Genomic DNA, 23,083 nt, shown 5'->3' with positions numbered 1-23,083 from the left:
GGCGAATGCAGATGACACGGCGCGGTGCGATCATCGCCGGCGGCGCGAGCCTGCTGGCTGGAACCGCGGCGGCGGAGGGGCTGAACCCCCCGCCGGGCGCCGCCAACGACGCTTTCCCGATCTTCTCGGACGCTGAGATGGCCGGGCGACTGGCGCGGGTGCGCGAGGAGATGGGCCGGCGCGGGCTGGAAGCGCTGCTGGTCTATGGCCACACCGGCGTGGGCAACAGTCCCGGCCAGGTGAATCTGCAGTACCTGGCGCGCTATGCGGCGGTGATCGAGACTTATCTTCTGGTCCCGGCCGACGGAGCGCTGACCATGTTCCTGGCGGTGCCCTATCACATCCCCAATGCGCGAGAGATCTCGAGCGTCGACGACATCCGCTGGGGCGACGCCCTTGGCGGGGCGATCGGCGAGATCAAGGGCAAGGGCTTCAAGAAGGTCGGGCTGGTCGGACCAGGGGCGGTGGCGCACAGCGGCCCGACCCTGTTCGCCGAGGGCCGCGACCGGCTGGCGGCGGGGCTGGAAGGCGTGCGGCTGGAGAACGCCACCCCCTGGTTCGACGATCTGCGGCTGATCAAGAGCGACGAGGAGCTGGCGGTGATGCGCTCGGCCGGCGCGCTGACCGACGCCGCCCACGAGGTGGTGTTCGCATCGACCCGCGCCGGCGCGACGTCGCGTTCGATCCGCCGAGCGATGGACGTGCTGGCCGCGCAGAACGGGGCCACCTATCCGTTCGGACACATCGGGGCGATCTCGATGGCCGTGCCGCAGGGCTTCTATCCGGACTTCTATCCGACCGACGCGCCCATCGCGCCTGGCTCTGTGATGATGACCGAGCTTTGCCTGGGGCACGGCAACTATTGGGCCAAGCTGTGGGGCAGCTACTTCGTCGGCGAACCGACCGCGGAGTACCGGCGGCTGTTCGAGACCGCTGCGAAGGTCCACGACGACCTGGTCGCGGGCCTGAAACCGGGAATGACCGGGCGGGAGGTCAACGCCTTCCTGGCTCCGATCGCCGCCGCCGGGTTCGAGCAGCCGGCCAATGTGCTGGTCGGCGGTTGGAGCGCGATGAACCACGCGCCGCAGATGGGGGCGATGACCAGCAGCCTGAGCGAGCCGTTCACCCGGCCGTTCGTCGATGTGGCGCTGCAGCCGCGCCAGACCCTGACCGTGCAGGCCTGGGTCAGCGTTCCGGGCCAGCCGAAGGGGCTGTGGGTCGGCTCGTCAGGGGTGATCACCGAGACCGGCTACGAGAGCTTCAACCGATACCCGGTCAGCAAGCTGCGCGTGGTGCAACCATGAGAAGGAACAGCATCATGACGGAGATCGCCGCCGCGGCGGCCGCCTTAGCGATGGCGCAGAGCGCCGCCGCGCAAGCGCCGCCCGAAAATGTCCGCGGCAAGCTCGTGGAGTTGACGCAAAACTCGATCTCGGTGGAGGTCGCGCCGGGCAAGCGGCTGGACATGGGTCTGGCGCCGGAGTGGAGCGTGCAGGTGATGCGGCCGATCCGGCTGGAGGACCTGCAGCCCGGCCGCTTCGTCGGGGTGATCGAGCAGCCGCAGCCAGAGGGCTTCGGCCTGGCCCGCGAGGTGCACATGTTCCTGCCGGGCGTGCGGATGGGCGAAGGGCAGCAGCCCTGGGACCGGCCGCCGGGCTCGACCATGACCCAGGGCGACATCGGTCCATTGACGGACGCGCCGGGAGGCAAGGCCTTCGAGCTGACCTACGCGGGCGGCAGGCGGAAGATCGTCGCGCCCAAGGACGTGCCGGTGGTGCTGATCAACAACGAGGGCAGGGAGAACATCAAGGTCGGGGTCGAGGTGTTCATCCTCGCCTGGCCGGAGGCCGACGGTCAGCGCCGCGTCGATGCGGTGGCGACGGGAGAGGGCGGGACGCTGCCGCCGCTCTGAGCGCGGACCTCAGCCGCGGGCGGGGCCGCAGAGCGCCTCGAAGCCTGTGCTGGTGTAGGCCACGGCGTCGTCGATGGCCTGCGCCATCCGCTTGCGGTTGAGGCTACCCTTGCCGAGCCGGATCGGGGCCAGGGCCATGTGGCCGACGGCCATGGCGAGCACCTCGTAGATCTTGCTGAGCGGCGCGTCCGGGAACAGCGGGGCCAGCGCTTCGGCGTAGCGGGTCCGCACCGGCCCTACGGCGGTGTCGAACATGTCGGTCGCCTCGTCGCGCACGGTCACCTGCACCATGGCGAGGATGCGGGCATAGTTGTAGCCGGCCGGTGTGGAGGCGACCTCGAGGTGAGGCGACAGGTAGCCGCGCATCAGGGCTTCGAGCCGCGCGCGACCGGTGACGGCGGGCGCGATGTCGGCCAGCCGCTTCAGCCGCTCGGTCTGGATGGCGTCGAGGAACTGGGCGATCACCGCCTGGTAGACGTCGGCCTTGCTGCCGAAATGGTAGTGGATGGTGGCGGGGTTCACACCCAGCTCGCGCTGGATCGCCCGCAGGCTGGCGCCTTGGTAGCTGTGCTCGGCGAAGTGATGGGCGGCGACTTCCAGCAGCCGGGCGCGGGTGTCCGTTCGGCGCAGGTCGCCGTCCGCCTGAGCGGCTGTGCTGCCCTTTCTCACCCGTTCTCCTTCGCCAGATCCGGCCGACGCGAATCCATGGCCGTCGTTCAGGTTTCGACGAACGCCAGCCGTCCTGCGCGTGTCAACCGATTGATGGATCATGACGCAAAGAAATTAATCAGTCAGTTGATTGACAACTTGAGGCGGGCGGATTGGTATGCCCGCAGAGCAGATGCGAGGGACCAGGTGAGGCGGGATCCAGGGTTGGTGGCCGGATGGGGCAGGGCGGTGGTGCGGCGGGGGCGCGCATGACCCGGTTGGTGGACCTGACCCGATTTCTCGATCCCGCCGATCTGGAGCGGATCCCCGAGGCGTTCCGCGGCTGGGCCGGCAACCTCGTGCCCGACGTCGAACCGATCCGGCCCTGGGGCGAGGGCGCCAAGATCATGTGCGCGGCGTTCGGCTGCGAGCAGCATCACCTGCCGAACGGCGAGGGGTGGGGCGACGAGCGGCTGCGGATCACCACGCACCTGGGCACCCATGTCGACGCGCCGCTGCACTATGGTTCGACCTCGGAAGGCAAGCCGGCGCGGACCATCACCGACATCGCGCTGGAGGAACTCTACGTCGACGGCGTGGTGCTGGACATGCGCGGCTCGACGCCCGGCGCGGGGATCACCATTGAGGCGCTGCAGCGGGCGATTGACGGGCTGGGCGCCCCGATCCCGCAAGGCGGGGCCGTGCTGATCCGCACCGGCCAGGAAGCGTTCGGGGTCTCCGACCCGCGTTTCTTCCACTATCCGGGCATGACCCGGGAGGGGACGCTGTTCCTCGCCGAGCAGGGGGCCAAGCTGCTGGGCACTGACGCGCTTGGCTGGGACCGGCCGTTCCACGTCATGCGCAAGGCGTTTCTGGCCACCGGCAATCCGGGCGAGATCTGGGATGGCCATTTCGCTGGACAGGAGCGCGAGGTGTTCATCGTGCAGCAGATGGCCAACCTCGCCGACCTGCCGGCGCACGGCTTCAAGGTCGGATTCTTCCCGCTGCGGCTCGGCGGATGCAGCGCCGCGCCGGCGCGTGTCGTAGGGTTTGTCGAGGACTGAGCGGCCAAGGGGAGGCGCTAGGTGCTGTTGGAAGGACTGAACGTCGTCGAACTGTCCACCTGGGTCGCCGGTCCAGGCTGCGCAGCCATTATGGCCGACTGGGGCGCCTCGGTGATCAAGGTCGAGAGCGCCGCGGGCGACCCGACCCGGGGCTTCTTCCCGGACACGGCCGAGAGCCCGGGCAATCCGATCTTCGCGCTGGAGAACCGCGGCAAGCGCAGCATCGTCCTCAACCTGAGCCAGCCGCGGGACCGAGAGGCGATGCTGGACCTGCTGCGGGCGGCGGACATCTTCGTCACCAACCTGCGCCCAGGCGGCCTGGCCAGGGTCGGGCTCGACTATGAGATGGTGAAGGCCCACGCGCCGCAACTGATCTATTCCAGCATCACCGGCTATGGGCTGGAGGGGCCGGACGCAGACCTGCCGGCCTTCGACCTGACCGCGTTCTGGACACGCAGCGGGGTGGCGGCCTCGACCATTCCCCCAGACCAGGAGCCCTTCGCCTGCCGGCCCGGCTTCGGCGATCACGCGACTGGGCTGGCGACGCTGTCTGCGATCTTGGCGGCGCTGCACGAGCGGACTCAGACTGGGCGGGGGCGGCTTGTCGAAACCAGCCTGCTGCGCACGGCGGCGTACGCGATCGGCTGGGACCTCTCGATCCTGCTGCGCTACGGCGACGTGGTCACAGCCCAGCCGCGGCGCGATCGGCCGGGCCCGATCACCGGCTACTTCCGGACGGCCGACGGCCAGTGGCTCTGCGTTGTGCCGCGCGGCGAGGCGTGTTTCCCGGCGATGATGCGGCTCATCGGCCGCGCCGACCTGCTGGAGGACCCGGCCTATGCCCAGCCGATGTTGGACCTGGAACGGGTTCGCGAGGTGCGCGCTCTGGTCGACGCGGCCATCGGGGCGCTGACGCTGGAGGCGGCGGGGCGGGCCCTGACGGCGGCCGACCTGATCTGGGCTCCGATGGCGCGGCTGCACGACCTGGCGGTCGACCCGCAGGCGCAGGCAGCGGGCTGCTTCGTCGAGATTGAGGACGGTTGGCAGGGACAGTTCCGGTCCCCGGCCGCCCCCGCCCGCTTCCCGGAGGGCGCGCCGCAGGTGCGCGCGCCGGCGCCGAGGTTGGGCCAGCACACGGACGAGATCCTGCGCGAGCTCAAAGAGCGGCGCTGACTGCCCTGAGAGCGGGGGCATGGTGATGGATTGAGGAGGTCGCAGCGGCAGCTGCGGGCCGCCAATCCGCTTGCTGAAATTCAGTTAAAAGTCTGATTTTATTAAATTTTGCGCATTCCTTCTTGGCTCGATTGACAGTCGATCAATGGCGAGTAATCAATCAGTCGATTGATTAAGTCTGGCGCGCCGGACGATCAACGAACCGACCCGCGAACGGGCGGGCGACAAACAAGACTGGGGGAAACAAATGGCACGCTTCCTGTGGTGTACGACTGCGCTTGTTCCGCTTCTCGGCTGGGCGGCGCCTGTGCTGGCGCAGAGCGCGCCCGGCGACGCGATCGAAGAGGTCGTGGTGACCGCCCAGCGGCGCGAGCAGCAGATCAGCGACGTGCCGATCGCCATCTCGGTGGTTTCGGCCGCGACGCTGGAGGAGGTTGGGGCCAAGACCGGCGCCTCGCTGCAGGGCCTGGTCCCGGCGCTGAACATCAACGCCACCTCGAGCTATGGCGGCTCGCCGGTTTCGATCCGTGGCACCTCGGGCCTAGGTGGGGCGGAAGATCCGGTCGCGGTCTATATCGACGACGTCTACACCTCGTCGGGGCAGTTCTCGGTCACGGCGCTGTCGGACGTTTCGTCGGTGGAAGTGGTGCGCGGTCCGCAGGGCACGCTGCAAGGGCGCAACGCCACGGCCGGAGCCCTGATCATCCGCACCGCCGATCCGGAGCGTGAGTTCGGCGGCTATGTCCGGGCCACGCTGGAAGACCCGACCGCCCAACGCATCGAGGCCGCCGCCACCGGGCCGCTGGGCCAGACCCTGACCGGCCGCATGTCGTTTGACTGGTTGAACGAGGACGGTTGGGCGACCAACCTGTTCGACGGCCGCAAGATGGGCGGCACGCGGATGCACAACGTCCGCACCACCCTCCTGTGGGAGCCGGTCGAGGCGGCCCGCGTGCGGCTGAGCGTCAACTATCAGGACCGCATCGTCAGCCAGCCGTCCGTGCGCTGGGCGCAGACCACCATCTATCCGGCCCCCGGACCGGTGACGCCGGTCGGGACCCAGACGCCGCAGATCCCGCTGCCGGCCGCCGAGCAGGACCGCTATCTCGATGGCAAGGTGGTCAACCTGAACATCGAGCCGCGCAACCACCTGAAGTCGCCCAGCGTGGTGCTCAACGCGCAGTACGACTTCGGTCCGGCGACGTTGGTCTCGGTGACCGGGGCCAGCAACTACATCAACGAAGGGGTCAATGACTCCGACTCGCTGGCCATGACCGACCGCCAGGGGCGCAACGCGGCAAAGTACACTGGATCGGCCATCAGCCAGGAACTGCGGCTGCAGTCGAACGACAGCGAGCGGCTCGACTGGATCGTGGGCCTTTACTACGCCCGCTACCAGGCGACGATGAACTTCGACATCTTCAATCAGCGTCTGTCGACGCCGATCAACCAGGTGTCGGACTTCCACTCCGACCAGACCAATCCGAACTGGGCGGTGTTCGCCGACGGCACCTGGCGGCTGACTGATCAGATCGCGCTGACCGGGGGCGTGCGCTACACAGAAGACACCAAGGACTTCGGCAACACCTGGACCTCGATCAACACCGACACCGGGGCGGTGCTGGGCCGCGTGCCGTTCGACGCGCCCAAGCGGACCTGGACCGACACCTCCTATCGCGCGAAGGCGGCCTGGGAGCCGTCCGACGACGTGATGGCCTATCTCAGCTACAGCAAGGGCTTCAAGGCAGGGGGCTACAACGCGTTCGGGGTGGGCGTGCAGCCCGGCTATAATCCCGAGATCATGAAGTCCTGGGAGGTCGGGGTGAAGGCCTACCTCTGGGAGCGGCGGGCCTTCGTCGCGGCGGCGGCCTACGACAACCTCTATGACAATCTGCAGGTGACCAGCGGGGTGCCGACTGGCGGGGTGGTGATCACCAACGCCGCGGCCGCCAAGATCAAGGGTTTCGAGGTCGAGGGCGAGCTGCGGCCGACGCCGAATTGGACCTTCCTGGCTAACCTCGCCTACATCGACGGCAAGTTCAGCAGCTTCCCGCGCGCGCCGAATATCCTGGGCGTCCAGGTCGACGCCTCCGGCAACCGGCTGACCAACAGCCCCGAGTGGCAGTATTTCCTGCAGGCGCAGTACCGCACCGAGCTGAACGCCGACTGGGACGTGCGAGCCACGGCCAACTGGCGCTGGCGCGACGAGATCTACTTCAACCCGACGGATCAGGAGTTGGCGCACCTGCGCGGGCCGGCCAACGGCGAGGCGGGGGCGCGGGTCAGCTTCATTTACCGGCCGATGGACCTGACCTTCGCGGTCTACGGCAACAACCTCAACGACAGCCGGGTGGTGGCCAACCAGGGCCTGACCTTCAGCTACCCACAGGCCTTCTTCAATCGGTCGCGGGTGATCGGCGTCCAACTCGAGAAGAAGTTCTGACAATGGCGCGTCGTTATCTCGACCTGTCGGTGCCGATCCAGAACGACATCGAATCCGATCCTCCCGGCGCGCGGCCGCGGATCGAGTACATCCGCCACGAGGAGAGCTGGGAGGGGCTGGCGCGCAGCTTCCCCGGCATGCGCCGCGAGGACCTGCCGGAAGGGCAGGGCTGGGCGGTCGAGAGGTTGCAGGTCTCGACCCACAACGGCACCCACATGGACGCGCCCTGGCACTATCACGCCACCCAGGACGCGGCGCTGGCAGGCGGGGCCCGGCGGGCGATCACCATCGACGAGGCGCCTCTGGACTGGTGCTACCGGCCGGGGGTGAAGCTCGACTTCCGGCGCTTCGAGGACGGTTATGTCGCCACCGCCGCCGATGTCGAGGCCGAGCTGGCTCGGATCGGCTACCAGCTGCAGCCCCTGGACATCGTGGTGGTCAACACAGCGGCCGGCGGCCGCTACGGCCAGGAGGGCTATGTCGCCTCCGGCTGCGGCATGGGGCGGGAAGCGACGCTCTATCTCTGCGAGCGTGGGGTGAAGGTGGTCGGCACCGACGGCTGGTCGTGGGACGCGCCGTTCGTCCACACCGCCAAGCGCTGGGGTGAGACGGGCGACGCCTCGCTGATCTGGGAGGGGCACAAGGCGGGCCGGGAGATCGGCTATTTCCAGATGGAGAAGCTGGCCAACCTTGATCAGCTGCCGCCCTTTGGCTTCGAGATCAGCTGCTTCCCGGTGAAGATCAAGGACGCCAGCGCCGGATGGATCCGCGCCGTGGCGATCTTCGAAGCATGAGCGGGCAGGGGACTTCCGCCTGGCCGGAGCTGAAGCGCCATTGGCCGACGCTGCTGGGCGCCACGATCGGCGCTGCGTTCGGTTCGGCGGCGCTGCCGTTCTACACGGCTGGCCTGTTCATTGTGCAGTTGGAGCAGGCGTTCGGCTGGACGCGGACCGAACTGACAGCCATCGGCCTGGCCACCACCCTGACCGTCGCCGTCGCTGCGCCGTTCGCGGGAGCCTTGTTCGACAGGGTCGGAATCCGCGGGCCCGCGCTGGTCGGCTTCGCCGCCCTGGCCGCCAACTTCGTCTATATGAGCCAGCTGCAGGGCTCGCTGGTTCAGTATGCCATCGTCCACCTGGCGCTGGCGGTGTTGATGATGGGCACCTCGCCGATCGCCTTCACTCGGCCGGTCAATTTCGCCTTCGACCGAATGCGCGGGTTGGCCTTGGGGATCACCATCGGCGGCATTGGGGCCATGGCCGCAGTCGCCCCGCCGATCGTCGCACAGTTCATCGAGACGAACGGCTGGCGCGCAGCCTACCTGGCGCTTGCCGCGGCGGTGATCGTCGCCGGACCCCTGGCGCTGCTGCTGGTGGGCTGGCGCGCGCCGGACGCGCGCCGTTCGCCTGAGCCGGCCGCAGTGGCGCAGCGGCTGGTGACGCCGATCCGCAGTCGGCTGTTCTGGCGCCTGGTGGTCAGCTTCGTACTGATCGCGCTGGGGGTCGCCGGCTTCGTCACTCACTTCGTGCCGATGCTCACCGACGGCGGCATGAGCACGCTAGAAGCGGCGCGCGTCGCCGGCCTGCTGGGGGTTGCGGTGCTGGTCGGACGGCTGGGAGTCGGCTGGCTGGTGGACCTCTACTTTGCGCCCTACGTCGCCGCCGGGATCATGGCGCTGACTGCAGGCGGGCTGGCGCTGCTGGCGCTCGGCGGGCCGGACTTCGCTGTGGTCGGCGCCATTGCTGTCGGCCTCGCCATGGGGGCGGAGGTCGACCTGATCGCCTACCTCACCGCCCGCTACTACGGCATGAGCCACTACGGACGGATGTACGGCCTGCTCTATGGGGCGTTCGTCATCGGCACCGGGGCCAGCCCCTATGTCATCTCGCTGATCCAGGCGGCGAGCGGCTCCTATGCGCCGGCGCTTTGGATGTCGGTGGCGCTGCTGGCGATCGTGACGGTGCTGTTCCTGACTGCCCCGCGGTTCGATGCGCCGCCGGAGGACGAAGGCCTGGCCGCCGATCTGATCGAACTGAAGGAGTGACGAGCATGAACTTCCGACGCGTGGTCACAGGCCATGACAGCCATGGCCGTTCGATCATCGCCCAGGACGGTCCCGCCGCGAACCTGTTCGGACCGGCCGGCGCGCCGTACCTGATCAACTTCTGGACGACGCGTGCGAGGTCGGGAAAGGACGATCCGGCCGATGGCGACATTCCGCTGGCGCCGGGGCCAGGCGGGGCGACGTTCCGGTTCTTCCGGGTGCCGCCGGAGAGCGCCAGCGCCCATCTGGACGAGGCCGAGCAGCGCCGGCGCATCGCCGCCTACTATGCCCAGGTCGGCGCCCCGACCGCCCATGTCGAGGGCCGTCATCCCGGCTTCCATCGCACGGCCAGCATCGACTACATCGTGCTGCTGGAAGGCGAGGTCAGCCTGTTGGTCGATGAGGGGGAAGTGGCGCTTCGCCCCTTTGACGTGGTCGTGCAGCGCGGGACCAGCCACGCCTGGGTCAACCGCGGCGAGACCACGGCGCTCATGATGGCGGTGCTGGTCGACGAGCCGGATCCGCAGGGGCGCTGAACCAGCGCTTACGGCCTTGATTCAATCAATTGACTGACTGACTTTGTCGCCTACCGAGTATCACCGGGCTGCGCCCTTGGGCGCGCGGATGGGGAGCACCATGACCATCAACGCCACACACGATCCGAGCCTGAAGAGCTGGGTTGTCTCCGCCAACCAGCCCGGGACCGATTTCCCGATCCAGAACCTGCCGCATGGCGTGTTCAGCCGTGAGGGCGAGGCGACGCGCGGCGGCGTGGCGATTGGCGACCAGATCCTGGACGTGAAGGCCGCGCTCGTCGCCGGGCTGCTCGAAGGTGAGGCGGCTCAGGCGGCGGGCGAACCGGATCTGCGCCGGCTGATGGCGACGGAAGCTGGGGCGGTCGCGACGCTGCGCGCGCGGATCCAGGCGCTGCTGGTCGCCGGCGCCGCGGAGCAGGCCAGGGTCGAGCTGTGCCTGGTCCCGATGGCGCAGGCCCAGTTGCACATGCCGACGCGGCCGGGCGCCTTCACGGACTACATGACCTCGGCTCCGCACATCGCCGCCGCCCGACCGGCCCGCGCCGAGGGCAAGCTGCCGCCCTGCTTCTGGACCCTGCCGATCGCCTACAACAGCCGCGCCTCGTCGGTGGTCGTGTCCGGCCGGCCGCTGGAGCGGCCGCATGGCCAGTACCGCGGCGCGGAAGGGGCTGAGTTCGGGCCGACGCGGGCTCTCGACTACGAGCTGGAATTCGCCTGCTTCATCAGCCAGCCGAACGCGCTGGGCGCGCCGATCCGGCTGGCCGAGGCTCGGCGGCACATCTTCGGCTACTGCATCCTCAACGACTGGTCGGCCCGCGACGTGCAGTACTGGGAGAGCGTGCTGGGTCCGTTCCAAGGCAAGGCGTTCCGCTCGACTATCTCGCCCTGGGTCGTCACCGCCGAGGCGCTGGCGCCGTTCCGCGAGGCCATGCCGGCCCGCCCGGCCGACGCGCCGCTTGCCCCGCCGCACCTGATCGACGCCGGTAACGAAGTGGATGGCGGGCTCTCCATCCGCTTCTTCGCGCACCTGCTCACGCCGCAGATGCGCAGTGAGGGCGCGACCGCGGCGGTGCTCACCGACACCTGGTTCTCAGCCGGGTCGTGGAGCTTCGAACAGATGATCACTCACCATGCGATCGGCGGCTGCAACCTTGAGACCGGCGACCTGATCTCGTCCGGGACCCTGTCGGGCGAGGAGCTGTCTAGCGCTGCGTGCCTGGTCGAGATCACCGGCGGACGCGTTCCGGTGGAGCTGCCGAACGGTGAGCGCCGGCTGTGGCTGGAGGACGGCGACGAATTGGTGATGACCGCGCGGGCCGAGCGCGAAGGCTTCGTGCCGATCGGCTTTGGCGCCTGCGCCGGGCTCGTCGTCCCGGCCGTGAACTTCGCCACCTAAGTCCCCAGCCCGGAGAAAGCCCGTTGAGCAAGTCGATCGAGAGCGGGCCGCTGGAGGGCCTGCGGGTGGTGGAGATCGGGGCGAGCGTCGCGGTCCGCTATTGCGGCCGCCTGTTCGCCACCCTGGGGGCGGAGGTGCGCCAGCAGGCCGCCGCCGAGGGCGACCGGGGGATCGGCTACGCCGGGGCGGCCGGCGAGGCCTACGGGCGCTGGCTGGATCAAGGCAAACTGACGTCGCTGGGTGACGGCGGCGCAGACCTGGTGATCGGCGGACCCGACGCCGCTTCCATCGCCCTGGCCGAAGGGCTGGCGCTGGGCGCCGGCGCGCCGCTGTTGGCCATCGACTGGTTTGACCAAGCCGGACCCTATGGCGACTGGCGCGCGACCGACGAGATCATCAGCGCCCTGAACGGCGTCTCCTACTCGTTCGGCGAGCGGTTCGGGCCGCCGATGCTGGCCCAGGGGCACGCGCCCCAGATCACCGCCGGGGTAGTCGGCTTCAACGCCGCGCTCGGCGCGCTGCTGGACCGGCCCGATCGCAGGCCGAGGCGGATCGACGTAAACGTGCACGAGGCGGCCATGTGCTACGCGGAGACCGGCGCCTTGACCTCCGCGCGGACCGGCGCGCCGTCAGTGCGGCTGGGGGTCAATCGCTTCGTCCCGACCTATCCTTGCGCGCCCTATCGCGCGCTGGACGGCTGGGTCGGGATCACCTGCCTGACACCGTCGCAGTGGCGGGCGCTGTGCGGCCTGATTGAGCGGCCGGCCCTGGCGGCCGATCCGCGGTTCGCGACGGCCTATCAGCGCCTGATGATCGCCGACGAAGTCGATAAGGCGCTGGCCCCGGCGATCGCCCGACGCACCCAGGCGCAGTGGGTGGAGCTGGGCCTGGCGCACCGCATTCCGATCGCGCCGATGGTTCGCCCCGGTCAGTTGCCGGAGGTCGAGCATTGGCGCCGACGCGACGCCTTCGGGCCCGCGGGAACCCCGGACGTGGCCGCGCCGCGGCTGCCCTATCGGCTGCAGTTCGAGAGGGTGGCCGGCGAAGCCTGGGCGCCGGGCGAGGGCGAGGGGCCGCTGTGCGGCCTGCGGGTGGTGGACTTCAGCATGGGCTGGGCCGGACCACTTTGCGCCCGGACCGGGGGCGACCTCGGCGCCGACGTCGTCAAGATCGAGTCCGAGGGCCATCCCGATTGGTGGCGGGGCTGGGACGCCGGCAGCGTCGACGTCGAGACCCGCGAGAGCCAGCTCAACTTCATCAACGTGAACCGCAACAAGCGTGGGGTCGACATCGACCTAACCCTCTCCGAGGGCAAGGCCGCGGCCGGAGCGCTGATCGCCGGCGCCGACATCGTGGTCGAAAACTATGCCGCCGGCGTGCTGGCCAAGCTTGGTCTGGGGCAGGAAGTGCAGCGGCGCCTGCGGCCCGGCCTGATCAGCCTGTCGATGCCGGCCTTCGGGGTCAGCGGGCCGCTGTCGGGGCTGCGGGCCTACGGATCGACGGTCGAGCAGGCCTCGGGCCTGCCGTTCATCAATGGCGAGCCGCACTGGCCGCCAGCCCAGCAGCACGTGGCGCTGGGGGATCCGATCGCCGGGCTCTATGCGGTCTCGGCGGTGCTGGCGTGCCTGTACGCACGTGGACGGCTGGGCGGGGCGGACATCGACCTAGCCCAGGTCGCGTGCCTGTTCCAACTGGGCGCCGACGCAATCATCGCCGAACAGCTCGCGGCCGCGCCGGTGGCGCGGACCGGCGCTGCCCGCCCGCGCTTGGCTCTCTGCGAAGTGGTTCCGGCCAAGGGCGAAGACGATTGGATCGCGGTGGCGGTCGCCCAGCCTGAGGGGTTGGGCGCGCTCGCCCGCGTGGTCGGCGAAGCTGGAGGCGGCGCCTTAGCGCGCTGGGCCGGGATGCGTACGGCCGCTGAAGCCTGCGCCGAGCTGCAGGCAGTCGGCGTGCCCGCCGCGCCGATCCAGCCGCCGCACGCGCTGACGCGCGATCCACAGCTGCAAGCGGTCGGCTACTTCGCGAACATGGAGCGGGGTTATGTGGGCGAGCATCAGGTGGGCGCCTCGCCCTTCCGGTTCGACGGCGCGCGGCCGGCGTTGCGCCGGTCGGCCCCGCTGCTCGGCGAGCACACCGAAGAGGTGATGGCGGAACTTGCCTTTTCGTCGGAGCTTGACAGGTTTCCGCCGGAAACATTCGAGAGAATCCGTGTGTCGGGTGTCGATGCTGCAGAGGCGCTGTAGGCCGCGCGAACCCGCAGGAATCTATCGTCGGCGCCAGATGAGCGGCAGCTGGTTCAAAGGCTCTACGCTGATCCCGCTAGGGCTCGGGGTTGGAGTTCCGATCAGGAGGCGGCCGATCCTGCAGTCGGCGCCGGGCTGCAGACACGGCTCGGTCTGAACCAACTCCGCTCTGGAAACCCTGCGCGGCTTGAGGCTCTCCCTAGCTCCTAATCGCCCTCTGAAGGACCCTTCGACATAGCTTTCCACGGGCGGCGACATCTCACGGTTCGTACCCACAACCCGGCCTTGAGTGAAGAGTGCTACGTTCTGCACGACATCACTCGTGATGCTTGATGTGCTCAAGGACATAGAGTTTCATCAATTGACCCGCTGGCGGGATAGCTCAGCGTCTCTCCCGAATGCCGCCAAGGAGGCTGCTACGCGCCCTTCGGCGCCATCAATCATTTTCTTAGCCCCGCGATCCATCGCGCCAAGCACATCAAGCCTAAGCGCAGCGTCGAGTTGTCTAAGCTCCAGCTAACGCCTCCTGCGCCAAACCCCGCATTACCCGAATAATCGAATGCGGACGGGGAGGACATCTTATCGAATACATGTAGCCCATTGGATGGGCTGTCTCGCACTGAGAGCCGACGAAAGTAGAACATCCGCCCAGTCTTTCTCCGCCGTCCATGCCGCGCACCCACGTGCGAACGATTTGGCCCAAGTCCAATGAAGGCCGCCCCTTCAGGCGGCTGGCTGACGGGTGTCGCTTTCCCATGCGGGTGTAACGACCTATCGTAGAGCTAACTTACCTCCGAGACGCCGATGGCACGCCATACCTCGAGTTCCGTTCGTCGCGCATCGAAAATGCGGGCCCGGTTCGCGGCGATCCCTGGCGCGCGGGCATTGCGACGCCGTTCGGGCCCGCCCCTTGGAATTTTGGCTTTCGCGGTGTTCGTCGGTGCAGCGGTTGGATTTGTTATCACTGAGGATCGAATGCCGTCGGCTGCCCTCGCAGGGCCGGCGGGGCAGGCGCGGATCATCGACGGCGACACCCTCGATGTCGCGGGCGAACGTGTCAGGCTCTGGGGCGTCGACGCGCCCGAACGCGACCAAAGCTGTGAGGATGCGGATGGGCGCCCTTACGCCTGTGGACGGCAGGCCGCTGTTGCATTGTCAGACCTAGTCGCGGGACGAACTGTGACCTGTGATCAGCGGGACATCGACCGCTACGGCCGGACCGTCGCTCAATGTGCGGCGGGGGGCGAGGACCTTGGACGGCGGCTAGTGCGAGACGGTCACGCGCTTGACTATACTCGCTATAGTCGAGGCGCTCACCTTTCTGAGGAGATTCGCGCTCGTCGCGATAAGGCGGGCGTGTGGCAGGGCGTCTTCACTCGGCCAGAGGATTGGCGCCGGGGCGGCGGCTAGCGCAGCGCGTCTTGCTGTGTGTTACGCATCTTGGACAAAGCTCCCAGAAGCGAGGCCCGAAACATAGTCGGAGATGTCCGCCGGCCAACCCGCCATTTGGGATTCGAAGCGTTTGGGCTCGCCCGTATAGAGAGCGCGAAGAGCCTCTTCGTAGCCACTGAGGTGGCCGGCCAGGGCATGCATTACCCTGTAGGCCGCCGTCTGCGCTTTACGACGTTGATCGGCATCGGCGTTTTCCTGCTGGGCCTGCTCCACGAGGCGGCGAAGCGCGGCGGAGGCGCCTCCGGGTTGCTCCTGCAGCCAGGCCCAGTGTTTGGGCAGTAGGGTGATCTCGCGCGCGGTGACGCCGAGTTTTGGGCGTCCGCGGCCACGCGGCGGTTCTGCTTCAAATAGGGTGGGGCGCAGCCTACGAGCGACGTCCTCCGCATCACCGCGCAGGTCTAGATCAACGACGTTTCCGCTCGCGTCCTCGAACACGATCGGCATCTCGGCCTGGCGGTCCTGCGCTGCGTGAGCCGCCAGCGCCACGGTCTCCAGGTCGCCGGCTGCGAGGCGGGCGGCGCCGATGAAGGCTGTGTAGGTTTGCGACATAGTTGGTTCCCTGTCCGATTTTACAGGCCAATCTTGCAGCGGGCCCCGCTTGTCAATCTGCCCGGGTAGAAATGGAAGGAGCAGCAAGAGGCTCGCAGCGTTATGCCAAGCGCTCAGGTGGCGGGTCGCAGACCGCCGCGAGCGCAGGCCGGCTCGGGCGCCTATGCGTCATTCTCCAATGATGAGCAGAAGGGGAGGGGCCGGAATTAGTCGACAATTGGGTTTGCGCTGTCCATCTCGTGCACCGCCCTGTCTTCGGGCGCAGGGGCGACGAAGAAGCCCGCGAGCACAACGACGATCAACACGGCGGCGACCACCCAGCGGCCAACGGTCTTCGTATGGTCGTGGCGGACATGGGCCTGAAGGCGTTCTTTACCTGACATGGTCGCCTTCCTGCGGTTTTTGCAGGACGGCCGGAGGGAGGCGGGCCTGGGAGGCGGTCTTACTGATACTCATGGTCCTCAGCAGTCTAAGGACGGATGAGGCCGTTTTGCGTTGTGACCGAATCCCTCGTTTGATTGAGGGGTGGGCCCACGGCATTGCGTCGCGCGCGCAGTCTAAGTGCGCCGATTATGGACTGGGCCTTATGACCATAAGAGACCTGTTCGCGTTCTGCGCCTAATGTATCTTATCGGAAATTCTCGCATTAATGCTGGCCGAGTGCGCTTTAACTCAATGATCCAACTCCCCTGACGATAGGCGTCGCACGATCTCCTCGACGGCCTCGTCGACGAGAGTGAGTTCCCCCAACACGGACACCACACCCTCCTCGCGCGTCGGAGGCTCCAGAACGGCGAGCTGGCTCACCAGTAGCTCCGCTGGGAAGAAGTGCCCTCGACGCCGCGCTAGCCGCCTCCGTAATTCTGCCTCATCCACATCCAGATATATCGTGACCAGACCTGGATCGGCCGCCCGTAGCCGGTCGCGATAGGCCCGCTTGAGCGCCGAACAGGCGATCACCCCGCCCTGACCGCCGGCTACCCATACGGCAATCACCTTCGCCACGGCGTCCAGCCAGGGCGCACGGTCGGCGTCGTCCAAGGGCTTGCCGGCGGCCATCTTCGCTCGGTTGCCTGGCGGCTGCAGGTCGTCCGCGTCGATGAAAGCGTGATCAAGCCGCCGTGCCAGCGCCTCGGCGAGCGTCGTCTTGCCCGCCCCGCTCACCCCCATAACCAACAGCCGCCTATCCATCAGGACCGAACCTCACCGCCGTGAATACGGCTCCCCCTCTTCTGCAACGCGGCCTGTGGCCCGCATTGGAACGACGCACTCATTACTGACGCGCGCCGGCCGAGAGACCGTTTACCGTAGCCTGCGGCTTCAGTGTCGGGACTGCGCCACAAGTAAACATCGGGATCGCACCATCAGCGGAAGTCGGGTTGCAGCTTAGAAGCGGACTAGATGAGGCCCGCGGGCTTCCGGCTCGCCGCTTCCGACCGTTGGACACTACGAAGCCAAAGACGGAGGGACCGGAGGCATATCAGCAAACTCTGCGCAGCCGTCGGGGTACGCAATCCACGGCATGCCTTGCGAGCAGCGCACTGCAATGGTGGGGACCGGAAGCGTCGGATCTGCGAAGCAGCCTCCTGCAAATCCTGTCTGGCCGGACCGCCACGCCCCAAACGAACGCCAATAGATGGTCGAGCCGCACCTTGAGCAAAACCAGCGTTTGCCGAAGCCGTCGAGGACCGCCAGCGGACCTTCCACCCGACTGACCTGTTCATCGTGGAAGTAGACCGACCATCCGAACGGCGCGCCCGTACGCCGTTTGCAATTGTCGCAGCTACAGAGCCCGCTGCTGACCGGCTCGCCCTCAACCTCGACTTCGCAGGCCTGACACGCACATCTCGCAGTTCGAACCGTCATGGCATCCCCCGTGCTTCCGGCAGCAGCAACCCTCACGAGAGCGGCAGCGGAAGGCTGATCGTAGCGTTATCCTTCCTCCCCTTCCCACCCTGCCCGGCCGCCGCGCGACGAGCGTTTTCGGGCAACGATATCCAAAGCGCCCGCGATGTCGGCTAGGCGGGAGCATCCATTAGCTTCATCGCCGGAAGGGGGTCTCGCGGCTAAGTTAGCGAGCGGCCCTAGACCCGGTGTCGAAGCCGGATCTGCCGACCTGCACGCCATGCCAGCCAAGCTGCCGGCAACATGCCGATCGCCGAGAATACGATTGGGGCCCAGGGGGTGACGCCGGAGAACAGCAGGCCTGCGATCATTGGACCCGCGACCCTGGCGGCCGATCCCGCGGCGTTGTTAGCGCCGAGGATTGCGCCTTGCCGTCCGGGTGGCGCAGCCTGCGAGATAAGTGCGCTGGTGGCTGGCTGCGTCAGTGTGTGGCCCGCGACGGCGAGCGTCATCGCGACGACACAGAGCCAGATCCAGGGGGACACCGCCTGCACGAGCAAGAACGTACCTGTCGTGAGCAGGCCTCCAACAATGGTGGGCACGGCTCCCAGTCGTCGAACAATCGCGCCCGAGAGAAAACTCTGGCTGAGGGCGGCCGCGACGCCCGTCACGCCCATGACGAATCCGATTTCCTTGGGACCCCATCCGAAGCGGGCCTCCCCCCAGAGGCCGAAGATCGCCCACATCGCCGAGAATGAAGCGAAGCCTGTAAAGGTCATCGCAATCAACCGACGGAGCACGTCGTCAGACCACGCCTCTTTGAGGGACGCCAGCGGCCCTGGGCGGACCTGGTGCGCGACATCGGTTTGAATGCTTTCGCGTACGAACGCGAGAACCCCTGCCGTAGCGACCACGCACAATGCTGCGGCCACCAGCAGCGGCGGCTGAAAACCCGCAGCGCCAAGCTCAGGCCGCGCTAGGACGCCGCCCAGCCAGGGACCGACAACGAAACCAATGCCGAACGCGCCGCCCACCAGCCCCAGCCGGGCCGCCAACCGCTCCGATGGCGTCACATCGACAATGTACCCCTGGATCGTCGAAATGTTGCCGCTGAAGAAGCCGGCGAAGCCTCTTACAAGAATTGCGACGCCGATGGTCGGTGAGTAGGCCAGCGCCACATAGCCTGCCGCAGACGCCAAGATCGTGATCAGGAGCACGGGCCGCCGCCCAATTCGATCCGAAAGACGTCCCCAGGTGAGTTCTCCCAGAAACTGGCCCGCAGAGAAGCTCGCGAACATCAGCGTCACCTGCCATGGCGAGGCGTCGAAGACACTGGCGTAGAAGGGCAGAAGCGGGATCACCACTCCGAAGCCGATCAAGCTCACAAAAACAATGAGCAGCAACACCGGCACAGCGAGGCGCGTGTCCGGCGGGCGTTGAGCGCGACGAGGAGCCATGGGAGCCCTTAGCGCCTAAGGGCGCCCATAGCGACCCGGCAATTGGTCAGGGTCGCGCCACAAGCAGACTGTCGTTGGACCACCCCTAGCGGACATGGTCTGCCGTTGACCGACCAACGGGTTTGCCGCACCACTGGCCGATGACCGAACTCACGCGCCTCAAAGGTCCCACGGCCGCCCCTGCGAGCGGCGGCCATCCCCGATCGATGGTGATCCTGTTGCACGGCTACGGCTCGAACGGCGACGACCTGATGAGCCTTGTGTCCTACTGGCGCGCCGCCCTGCCCAACACTGTCTTCATGGCGCCCAACGCCCCGGAGACCTGTCCTGGCGCGCCTGACGGTTACCAATGGTGGTCGCTGGCCGACCTTGGGCGGGAAAGCCGGGCAGCGGGCGTGCGACAGGCCGCGCCGCTGGTGAACGCCTTCATCGACACGCACCGGACCGCCTACGATCTGCCGAACAACAAGGTGGCGCTGGTCGGCTTTAGCCAGGGAACCATGATGGCTCTGCATGTCGGCCCGAGGCGAGCCGAAGCCATGGCGGGGATCGTCGGATACTCGGGCATGCTGGCCGATGCCGAAGCCTTGCCGACGGAATTGAAGACCAAGCCGCCGCTGCTGCTTGTTCACGGAGACGCCGACCAGATGGTGCCGTTCGCCGCAATGAGTCAGGCGGAGACGGCGTTCAGGCAACTGGGATTCGAGATCAGCGCTCGCGCATCCCGCGGGCTTGGCCACAGTATCGATGAGGCCGGACTGCGGTTGGGTGCGGATTTCCTCGTCCGCGCATTGAACACTGCCAGTTAGGGCGAGCGCTGGGCTACTGCCGCTGTGCTCCAATAGCCGCCAAACCAACAGGCGCCAGTTCAACGGGCTCATATCGAACCTCTACCAATGATGCGCTTAGAGTTTCGTTTAGGGGACCTGGCGACGGTCTCAGATGGGCGCCTACCATGGACCCGCGCTCGCGCAGCACGCCGAGGGGCCTTGTCCGTCGCCTGCGAAAGCGCAGAGTTGATTTGGATCATTCGATGGTCCATATTTGGAAAAATGATCCGCCATCTAGTCGGAGCGTGGTTGTGCAGATTTCCGTAAGCGATGCAAAGGCCCAACTTACCGATCTCGTGCGGAGAGCGGAGGCAGGCGATGATGTCGTATTGACCCGCCATGGCCGGCCCACCGCCCGCTTGGTGGCGATTAAAGCCGTGGGCGACCGCGCGGCGCGCCGCCAGGTTATGGAGACGCTCCGCCTCCGCGCCTCTCGCAAAGCAGTCCAGGGCGCCAGCGCGGCCAGCAGCCAAGATTTTCTCTACAATGACGATGGCCTACCGGAGTGATGGTCGTCGACACTTCAGCCCTCATGGCGATCCTCCTCGGCGAACCCGACGCTGAGCGCTGCATGGTCGCCCTGGAGGGGCAGACCGATGTGCTGATCTCCGCCGGCACGCTGGCGGAGGCGATGATCGTTGCGGGCCGCCGCAACATCGGCAGCGAGATGAGCGCGCTGGTCGAAGGTCTTAGCTTCGAGGTCGTCTCTGTTTCCGGGGCTGGCGCGGCGAAGGTCGCTGAGGCCTATGCACGCTGGGGCAAGGGCGTTCACCCCGCTGCACTGAACTTTGGCGACTGCTTCGCCTACGCTTTGGCGCACGAGCTTGAGCATCCCCTGCTATTCGTGGGCGCCGACTTTTCCCAGACCGACGTCGAGGCAGCCTAGAAGGGGGCGAGCGACGCCGCGCCAATTTCGGGCGCCGCCTCGGCGCAGCCACGACATAGAAGCGTCCTTCCCGCTCTCACCGATCAACCTGACGCCCTATTGGGGAGGCGCCTGCGCATGTCTGGTTTGTAGGCTTGCTGCTCCAGGTGAGCTGCAGTCGCCCCCGCCTAGGATTGGAGTCAGCTTGGCGGACTAGATCGATGCCCGCTTGCGGACTCGGCGTTAGTCCGAATTCGACCCCACTCCGACATTGCTGGAGTCCGCATGCGGGTAAGCAGGGCGCTATCTGCACCCGATTGGGACCAAATTGGCGGCCGCAACTATCCTCTAATTTGTGAGAGCACCCCGGAAACCAATGACTTAGAGTCTCCGCAATCCAGAAAACTCACAATTCGTCGTCGGCAGTGGGAAGCAGTCTTGTGGAGGCGAAGTCAGCGATCTTCAATGATCGTGCGTATCCGGCTGGCGAGCTTGTCCATGGGGAACGGCTTACTCATCACGTGCATGCCCGGGTCCAGGCGGCCATTGGAAAGCGCCGCATTTTCGGCGTAGCCTGTGATGAAAAGGACTTTCAGAGTCGGTCGCTTGTTGCGGGCTATGTCGGCCATTTGTTTGCCGTTCATGCCGCCGGGAAGACCGACGTCAGTGATCAGCAGGTCGATCTCGGCGTCGGAGCCTAGGACCTTCAGGCCCGAGGCGGCGTCCGCAACCTCGATCGCCTGGTAGCCAAGCTCGCTCAAGGTGTCAGCGATCAGCATGCGCACCGTCGGCTCATCATCGACCACTAGTACGGTCTCACCCTTACTTGACCGGGGCGGCGGGTCGCGCAGCACCGAACTTTCCGCCAACTCGGCGCTGCCATGGTGGCGCGGAAGATAGATCTTTGCAGTCGTGCCGTGGCCCTCCTCCGAATAGAGGCGGACCTGACCACCCGACTGCTTTGCGAAGCCGTAGATCATCGACAGGCCGAGGCCCGTTCCCTTGCCAATGGGTTTGGTGGTGTAGAAAGGGTCGAATACTCGGGCGAGAACGTCCGGAGGCATTCCCGAGCCGTTGTCGGTCACACACACAGCGACATATTGGCCGACCGGCATATCCCGATCGCTCGCCGCAGCGTCGTCGACCCAGGTGTTTGCGGTTTCGATGGTTATGCGTCCGCCCTCTGGCATGGCGTCACGCGCGTTGATGCAGAGATTGAGGATCGCGCTCTCAAGCTGGTTCGGGTCGCAAAGGCAGACCCACAAGCCTGCCGCGAGGGCCGTCTCGAGAGTGATTCCGGGTCCGATCGTGCGCCGTACAAGCTCATCCATTCCGGTAATAAGCCCGTTGGCGTCAACCGGTTTGGGCTCCAGCGTCTGCTGTCGGGAAAATGCCAGCAGCCGATGGGTCAGGGAGGCCGCGCGCGACGCGGCGCCATGGGCCGCCGTCATATAGCGTTCAAGCTCGTTGATGCGTCCCTGGGCCAGCCGTGTCCGCATGAGATCGAGGCTGCCGGTAATGCCGGTGAGAAGGTTGTTGAAGTCGTGAGCCAAGCCGCCCGTGAGTTGGCCCACGGCCTCCATCTTTTGAGCCTGGAACAAGGCGGCCTGGGAGCGTTCCAGCTCGAGCTGCGCCTCGCGCCGTTCAGTGAGGTCGCGCGTAATCTTGGCGAATCCCAGGAATCCGCCGGCCTCGTCGTCGATCGGTTCGATGGCGACGCTCGCCCAGAACCGGCTCCCATCCTTCCGCTGTCGCCAACCTTCCGCCATGAAACGTCCTTGCGACCGGGCCGTCTCCAGTGCTTTCCAGGGTACCCGCGCCTCCACGTCCTCAGGTGTGTAGAAGCGGGAAAAGTGGTGTCCGACGATCTCCTCGGCCTTGTACCCCTTGATTCGCTCGGCCCCGGCGTTCCAATTGGATACGACGCCTTCAGGGTCGAGCATGTAGATCGCGTAATCCGTGACCCCCTGCACCATAAGACGGAACCGGCGCTCAGCCTCAAGCTGGGCTTGGGCCGCTTCGCGCGCCGCTGTCATGTCCCGGGTGATCTTGGCGAAGCCAATCAGCTCGCCGGCCTCCCGTATCGGATCGATGACCACCATGGCCCAAAAGCGGCTGCCATCTTTGCGCAGGCGCCACCCCTCGGCGGTGAAGCGGCCCTCGACGGCGGCGACTTTCAACGCGCGCTCCGGCACTCCCGCGGCGCGGTCCTCCTGCGTATAGAAGCGTGAGAAGTGCTCCCCGATGATCTCAGCGGCGGAGTAGCCCTTGGTGCGCTCCGCGCCAGGATTCCAGCTCGACACGCGACCGCTGAGGTCGAGCATGTAGATCGCATAATCGGTGATCGATTGAACGAGATGCTCGTACGCCGCCGCGCCAAGCGCGCCGCCGGGTTCGATCTTGGTCGGCACGCGGGTCAAATCCTTGTCGGTGAGACAGCTGCCAGCAACGCCACTGCGTGACTGCCCGTTCCAATACCACCAAGTGCCGATCGCTGAGAACCTAACGTTAGCCCGATTTCAACGCCGCTTCGTGCCGGCAGGAAACGGCCGGCGGTCAGTGCCGTGAATGCCTGCAACCCACCCAATGCGGACCTGACGCCAACGCGCTGATTGGGATGACGGCC

The 23,083-nt window shown here is 66.8% G+C and carries 21 protein-coding genes; 14 read left to right on the top strand and 7 right to left on the bottom strand.

The window, feature by feature from the left end; translation table 11 throughout:
• Window positions 1–5 precede the first annotated feature (5 nt).
• Together ASC79_RS18325 and ASC79_RS18320 are read left to right on the top strand one after the other, a co-directional pair.
• On the top strand, window positions 6–1,304 hold the full coding sequence (locus ASC79_RS18325) for a Xaa-Pro peptidase family protein (protein WP_056025840.1): 1,299 nt from the start codon (window positions 6–8) through the stop codon (window positions 1,302–1,304).
• 14 nt (window positions 1,305–1,318) lie between these two features.
• Entirely contained in the window at window positions 1,319–1,912 is a 594-nt protein-coding gene (locus ASC79_RS18320; protein ID WP_056025838.1) for a hypothetical protein, read from the top strand.
• 9 nt (window positions 1,913–1,921) lie between these two features.
• Here the strand turns inward: ASC79_RS18320 and ASC79_RS18315 are convergent, their stop codons facing one another.
• Window positions 1,922–2,581 (bottom strand): TetR/AcrR family transcriptional regulator, encoded by a 660-nt coding sequence (locus ASC79_RS18315; RefSeq protein ID WP_056025836.1) that lies wholly within the window; start codon window positions 2,579–2,581, stop codon window positions 1,922–1,924.
• 248 nt (window positions 2,582–2,829) lie between these two features.
• Between ASC79_RS18315 and ASC79_RS18310 the strand changes: the two genes are divergently transcribed.
• The 9 genes from ASC79_RS18310 (at window position 2,830) to ASC79_RS21790 (ending at window position 14,869) form a co-directional block, all read left to right on the top strand.
• The gene (locus tag ASC79_RS18310) at window positions 2,830–3,624 is read left to right on the top strand and encodes a cyclase family protein (RefSeq protein WP_056025834.1); all 795 of its coding nucleotides are present in this window, start codon (window positions 2,830–2,832) and stop codon (window positions 3,622–3,624) included.
• A gap of 21 nt (window positions 3,625–3,645) precedes the next feature.
• A complete protein-coding gene (locus tag ASC79_RS18305; RefSeq protein ID WP_235528822.1) occupies window positions 3,646–4,797 on the top strand; it encodes a CaiB/BaiF CoA-transferase family protein in 1,152 nt (383 codons plus the stop codon).
• Between the two features lie 247 nt (window positions 4,798–5,044).
• Window positions 5,045–7,240, top strand: a complete 2,196-nt coding sequence (locus ASC79_RS18300) for a TonB-dependent receptor (protein ID WP_082532234.1) — start codon at window positions 5,045–5,047, stop codon at window positions 7,238–7,240.
• A gap of 2 nt (window positions 7,241–7,242) precedes the next feature.
• Entirely contained in the window at window positions 7,243–8,034 is a 792-nt protein-coding gene (locus tag ASC79_RS18295) for a cyclase family protein (protein ID WP_056025830.1), read from the top strand.
• Window positions 8,031–9,284: an MFS transporter gene (locus ASC79_RS18290; protein WP_056025828.1), complete on the top strand. Its 1,254-nt coding sequence runs from the start codon at window positions 8,031–8,033 to the stop codon at window positions 9,282–9,284. Before ASC79_RS18295 ends, ASC79_RS18290 begins: the two co-directional genes overlap by 4 nt.
• A 5-nt stretch (window positions 9,285–9,289) precedes the next feature.
• Window positions 9,290–9,820, top strand: coding sequence for a cupin domain-containing protein (locus tag ASC79_RS18285; protein WP_056025826.1), 531 nt, complete (start codon window positions 9,290–9,292; stop codon window positions 9,818–9,820).
• Between the two features lie 100 nt (window positions 9,821–9,920).
• Complete coding sequence (locus ASC79_RS18280) at window positions 9,921–11,216, top strand: fumarylacetoacetate hydrolase family protein (RefSeq protein ID WP_056025824.1); 1,296 nt, start codon at window positions 9,921–9,923, stop codon at window positions 11,214–11,216.
• A 23-nt stretch (window positions 11,217–11,239) separates the two neighbouring features.
• On the top strand, window positions 11,240–13,459 hold the full coding sequence (locus ASC79_RS18275) for a CoA transferase (protein WP_056025820.1): 2,220 nt from the start codon (window positions 11,240–11,242) through the stop codon (window positions 13,457–13,459).
• 804 nt (window positions 13,460–14,263) lie between these two features.
• Window positions 14,264–14,869, top strand: a complete 606-nt coding sequence (locus ASC79_RS21790) for a thermonuclease family protein (RefSeq protein WP_082532232.1) — start codon at window positions 14,264–14,266, stop codon at window positions 14,867–14,869.
• Between the two features lie 21 nt (window positions 14,870–14,890).
• Here ASC79_RS21790 and ASC79_RS18270 read toward each other — a convergent pair whose 3' ends face one another.
• The 5 genes from ASC79_RS18270 to ASC79_RS18260 form a co-directional block, all read right to left on the bottom strand.
• On the bottom strand, window positions 14,891–15,460 hold the full coding sequence (locus ASC79_RS18270) for a DUF2239 family protein (RefSeq protein WP_056025819.1): 570 nt from the start codon (window positions 15,458–15,460) through the stop codon (window positions 14,891–14,893).
• A gap of 206 nt (window positions 15,461–15,666) precedes the next feature.
• On the bottom strand, window positions 15,667–15,843 hold the full coding sequence (locus ASC79_RS21200; RefSeq protein ID WP_156378477.1) for a hypothetical protein: 177 nt from the start codon (window positions 15,841–15,843) through the stop codon (window positions 15,667–15,669).
• Window positions 15,844–16,132: 289 nt separating this feature from the next.
• A complete protein-coding gene (locus ASC79_RS18265; protein ID WP_056025817.1) occupies window positions 16,133–16,651 on the bottom strand; it encodes a gluconokinase in 519 nt (172 codons plus the stop codon).
• 255 nt (window positions 16,652–16,906) lie between these two features.
• The gene (locus ASC79_RS21785) at window positions 16,907–17,326 is read right to left on the bottom strand and encodes a GFA family protein (protein WP_082532231.1); all 420 of its coding nucleotides are present in this window, start codon (window positions 17,324–17,326) and stop codon (window positions 16,907–16,909) included.
• Window positions 17,327–17,544: 218 nt separating this feature from the next.
• A complete protein-coding gene (locus ASC79_RS18260) occupies window positions 17,545–18,717 on the bottom strand; it encodes an MFS transporter (RefSeq protein ID WP_235528821.1) in 1,173 nt (390 codons plus the stop codon).
• Window positions 18,718–18,902: 185 nt separating this feature from the next.
• Here ASC79_RS18260 and ASC79_RS18255 point away from each other — a divergent pair, with 185 nt between their 5' ends.
• From ASC79_RS18255 to ASC79_RS18245, 3 genes are all read left to right on the top strand, one after another.
• Complete coding sequence (locus ASC79_RS18255; protein ID WP_056025814.1) at window positions 18,903–19,571, top strand: alpha/beta hydrolase; 669 nt, start codon at window positions 18,903–18,905, stop codon at window positions 19,569–19,571.
• A 146-nt stretch (window positions 19,572–19,717) separates the two neighbouring features.
• Window positions 19,718–20,101 (top strand): type II toxin-antitoxin system Phd/YefM family antitoxin, encoded by a 384-nt coding sequence (locus tag ASC79_RS18250; RefSeq protein ID WP_369817338.1) that lies wholly within the window; start codon window positions 19,718–19,720, stop codon window positions 20,099–20,101.
• Window positions 20,101–20,478 carry a type II toxin-antitoxin system VapC family toxin gene (locus tag ASC79_RS18245; protein ID WP_235528819.1) on the top strand — a complete coding sequence of 126 codons (378 nt, stop codon included), beginning with the start codon at window positions 20,101–20,103 and terminating at the stop codon, window positions 20,476–20,478. The genes ASC79_RS18250 and ASC79_RS18245 overlap by 1 nt, the downstream gene beginning before the upstream one ends.
• Before the next feature lie 431 nt (window positions 20,479–20,909).
• Here the strand turns inward: ASC79_RS18245 and ASC79_RS18240 are convergent, their stop codons facing one another.
• Entirely contained in the window at window positions 20,910–22,868 is a 1,959-nt protein-coding gene (locus ASC79_RS18240; RefSeq protein ID WP_235528818.1) for a PAS domain-containing sensor histidine kinase, read from the bottom strand.
• Window positions 22,869–23,083 lie beyond the last annotated feature (215 nt).

It is taken from the genome of Phenylobacterium sp. Root1290 (genome assembly GCF_001425305.1).
GTDB lineage: Bacteria > Pseudomonadota > Alphaproteobacteria > Caulobacterales > Caulobacteraceae > Phenylobacterium.
Note: the sequence above shows the minus strand (reverse complement) of the source record. Positions and strands in the feature narration are given on the sequence as shown.

Bases quoted from the DNA above. Each gene is read 5' to 3' on its own strand.
- ASC79_RS18325 (WP_056025840.1), top strand. From the start codon at position 6: ATGCAGATGACACGGCGCGGTGCGATCATCGCCGGCGGCGCGAGCCTG.
- ASC79_RS18320 (WP_056025838.1), top strand. From the start codon at position 1,319: ATGACGGAGATCGCCGCCGCGGCGGCCGCCTTAGCGATGGCGCAGAGC.
- ASC79_RS18310 (WP_056025834.1), top strand. From the start codon at position 2,830: ATGACCCGGTTGGTGGACCTGACCCGATTTCTCGATCCCGCCGATCTG.
- ASC79_RS18300 (WP_082532234.1), top strand. From the start codon at position 5,045: ATGGCACGCTTCCTGTGGTGTACGACTGCGCTTGTTCCGCTTCTCGGC.
- ASC79_RS18295 (WP_056025830.1), top strand. From the start codon at position 7,243: ATGGCGCGTCGTTATCTCGACCTGTCGGTGCCGATCCAGAACGACATC.
- ASC79_RS18290 (WP_056025828.1), top strand. From the start codon at position 8,031: ATGAGCGGGCAGGGGACTTCCGCCTGGCCGGAGCTGAAGCGCCATTGG.
- ASC79_RS18285 (WP_056025826.1), top strand. From the start codon at position 9,290: ATGAACTTCCGACGCGTGGTCACAGGCCATGACAGCCATGGCCGTTCG.
- ASC79_RS18280 (WP_056025824.1), top strand. From the start codon at position 9,921: ATGACCATCAACGCCACACACGATCCGAGCCTGAAGAGCTGGGTTGTC.
- ASC79_RS21790 (WP_082532232.1), top strand. From the start codon at position 14,264: ATGGCACGCCATACCTCGAGTTCCGTTCGTCGCGCATCGAAAATGCGG.
- ASC79_RS18270 (WP_056025819.1), bottom strand. From the start codon at position 15,460: ATGTCGCAAACCTACACAGCCTTCATCGGCGCCGCCCGCCTCGCAGCC.
- ASC79_RS21200 (WP_156378477.1), bottom strand. From the start codon at position 15,843: ATGTCAGGTAAAGAACGCCTTCAGGCCCATGTCCGCCACGACCATACG.
- ASC79_RS18265 (WP_056025817.1), bottom strand. From the start codon at position 16,651: ATGGATAGGCGGCTGTTGGTTATGGGGGTGAGCGGGGCGGGCAAGACG.
- ASC79_RS21785 (WP_082532231.1), bottom strand. From the start codon at position 17,326: ATGACGGTTCGAACTGCGAGATGTGCGTGTCAGGCCTGCGAAGTCGAG.
- ASC79_RS18255 (WP_056025814.1), top strand. From the start codon at position 18,903: ATGACCGAACTCACGCGCCTCAAAGGTCCCACGGCCGCCCCTGCGAGC.
- ASC79_RS18250 (WP_369817338.1), top strand. From the start codon at position 19,718: ATGGACCCGCGCTCGCGCAGCACGCCGAGGGGCCTTGTCCGTCGCCTG.
- ASC79_RS18245 (WP_235528819.1), top strand. From the start codon at position 20,101: ATGGTCGTCGACACTTCAGCCCTCATGGCGATCCTCCTCGGCGAACCC.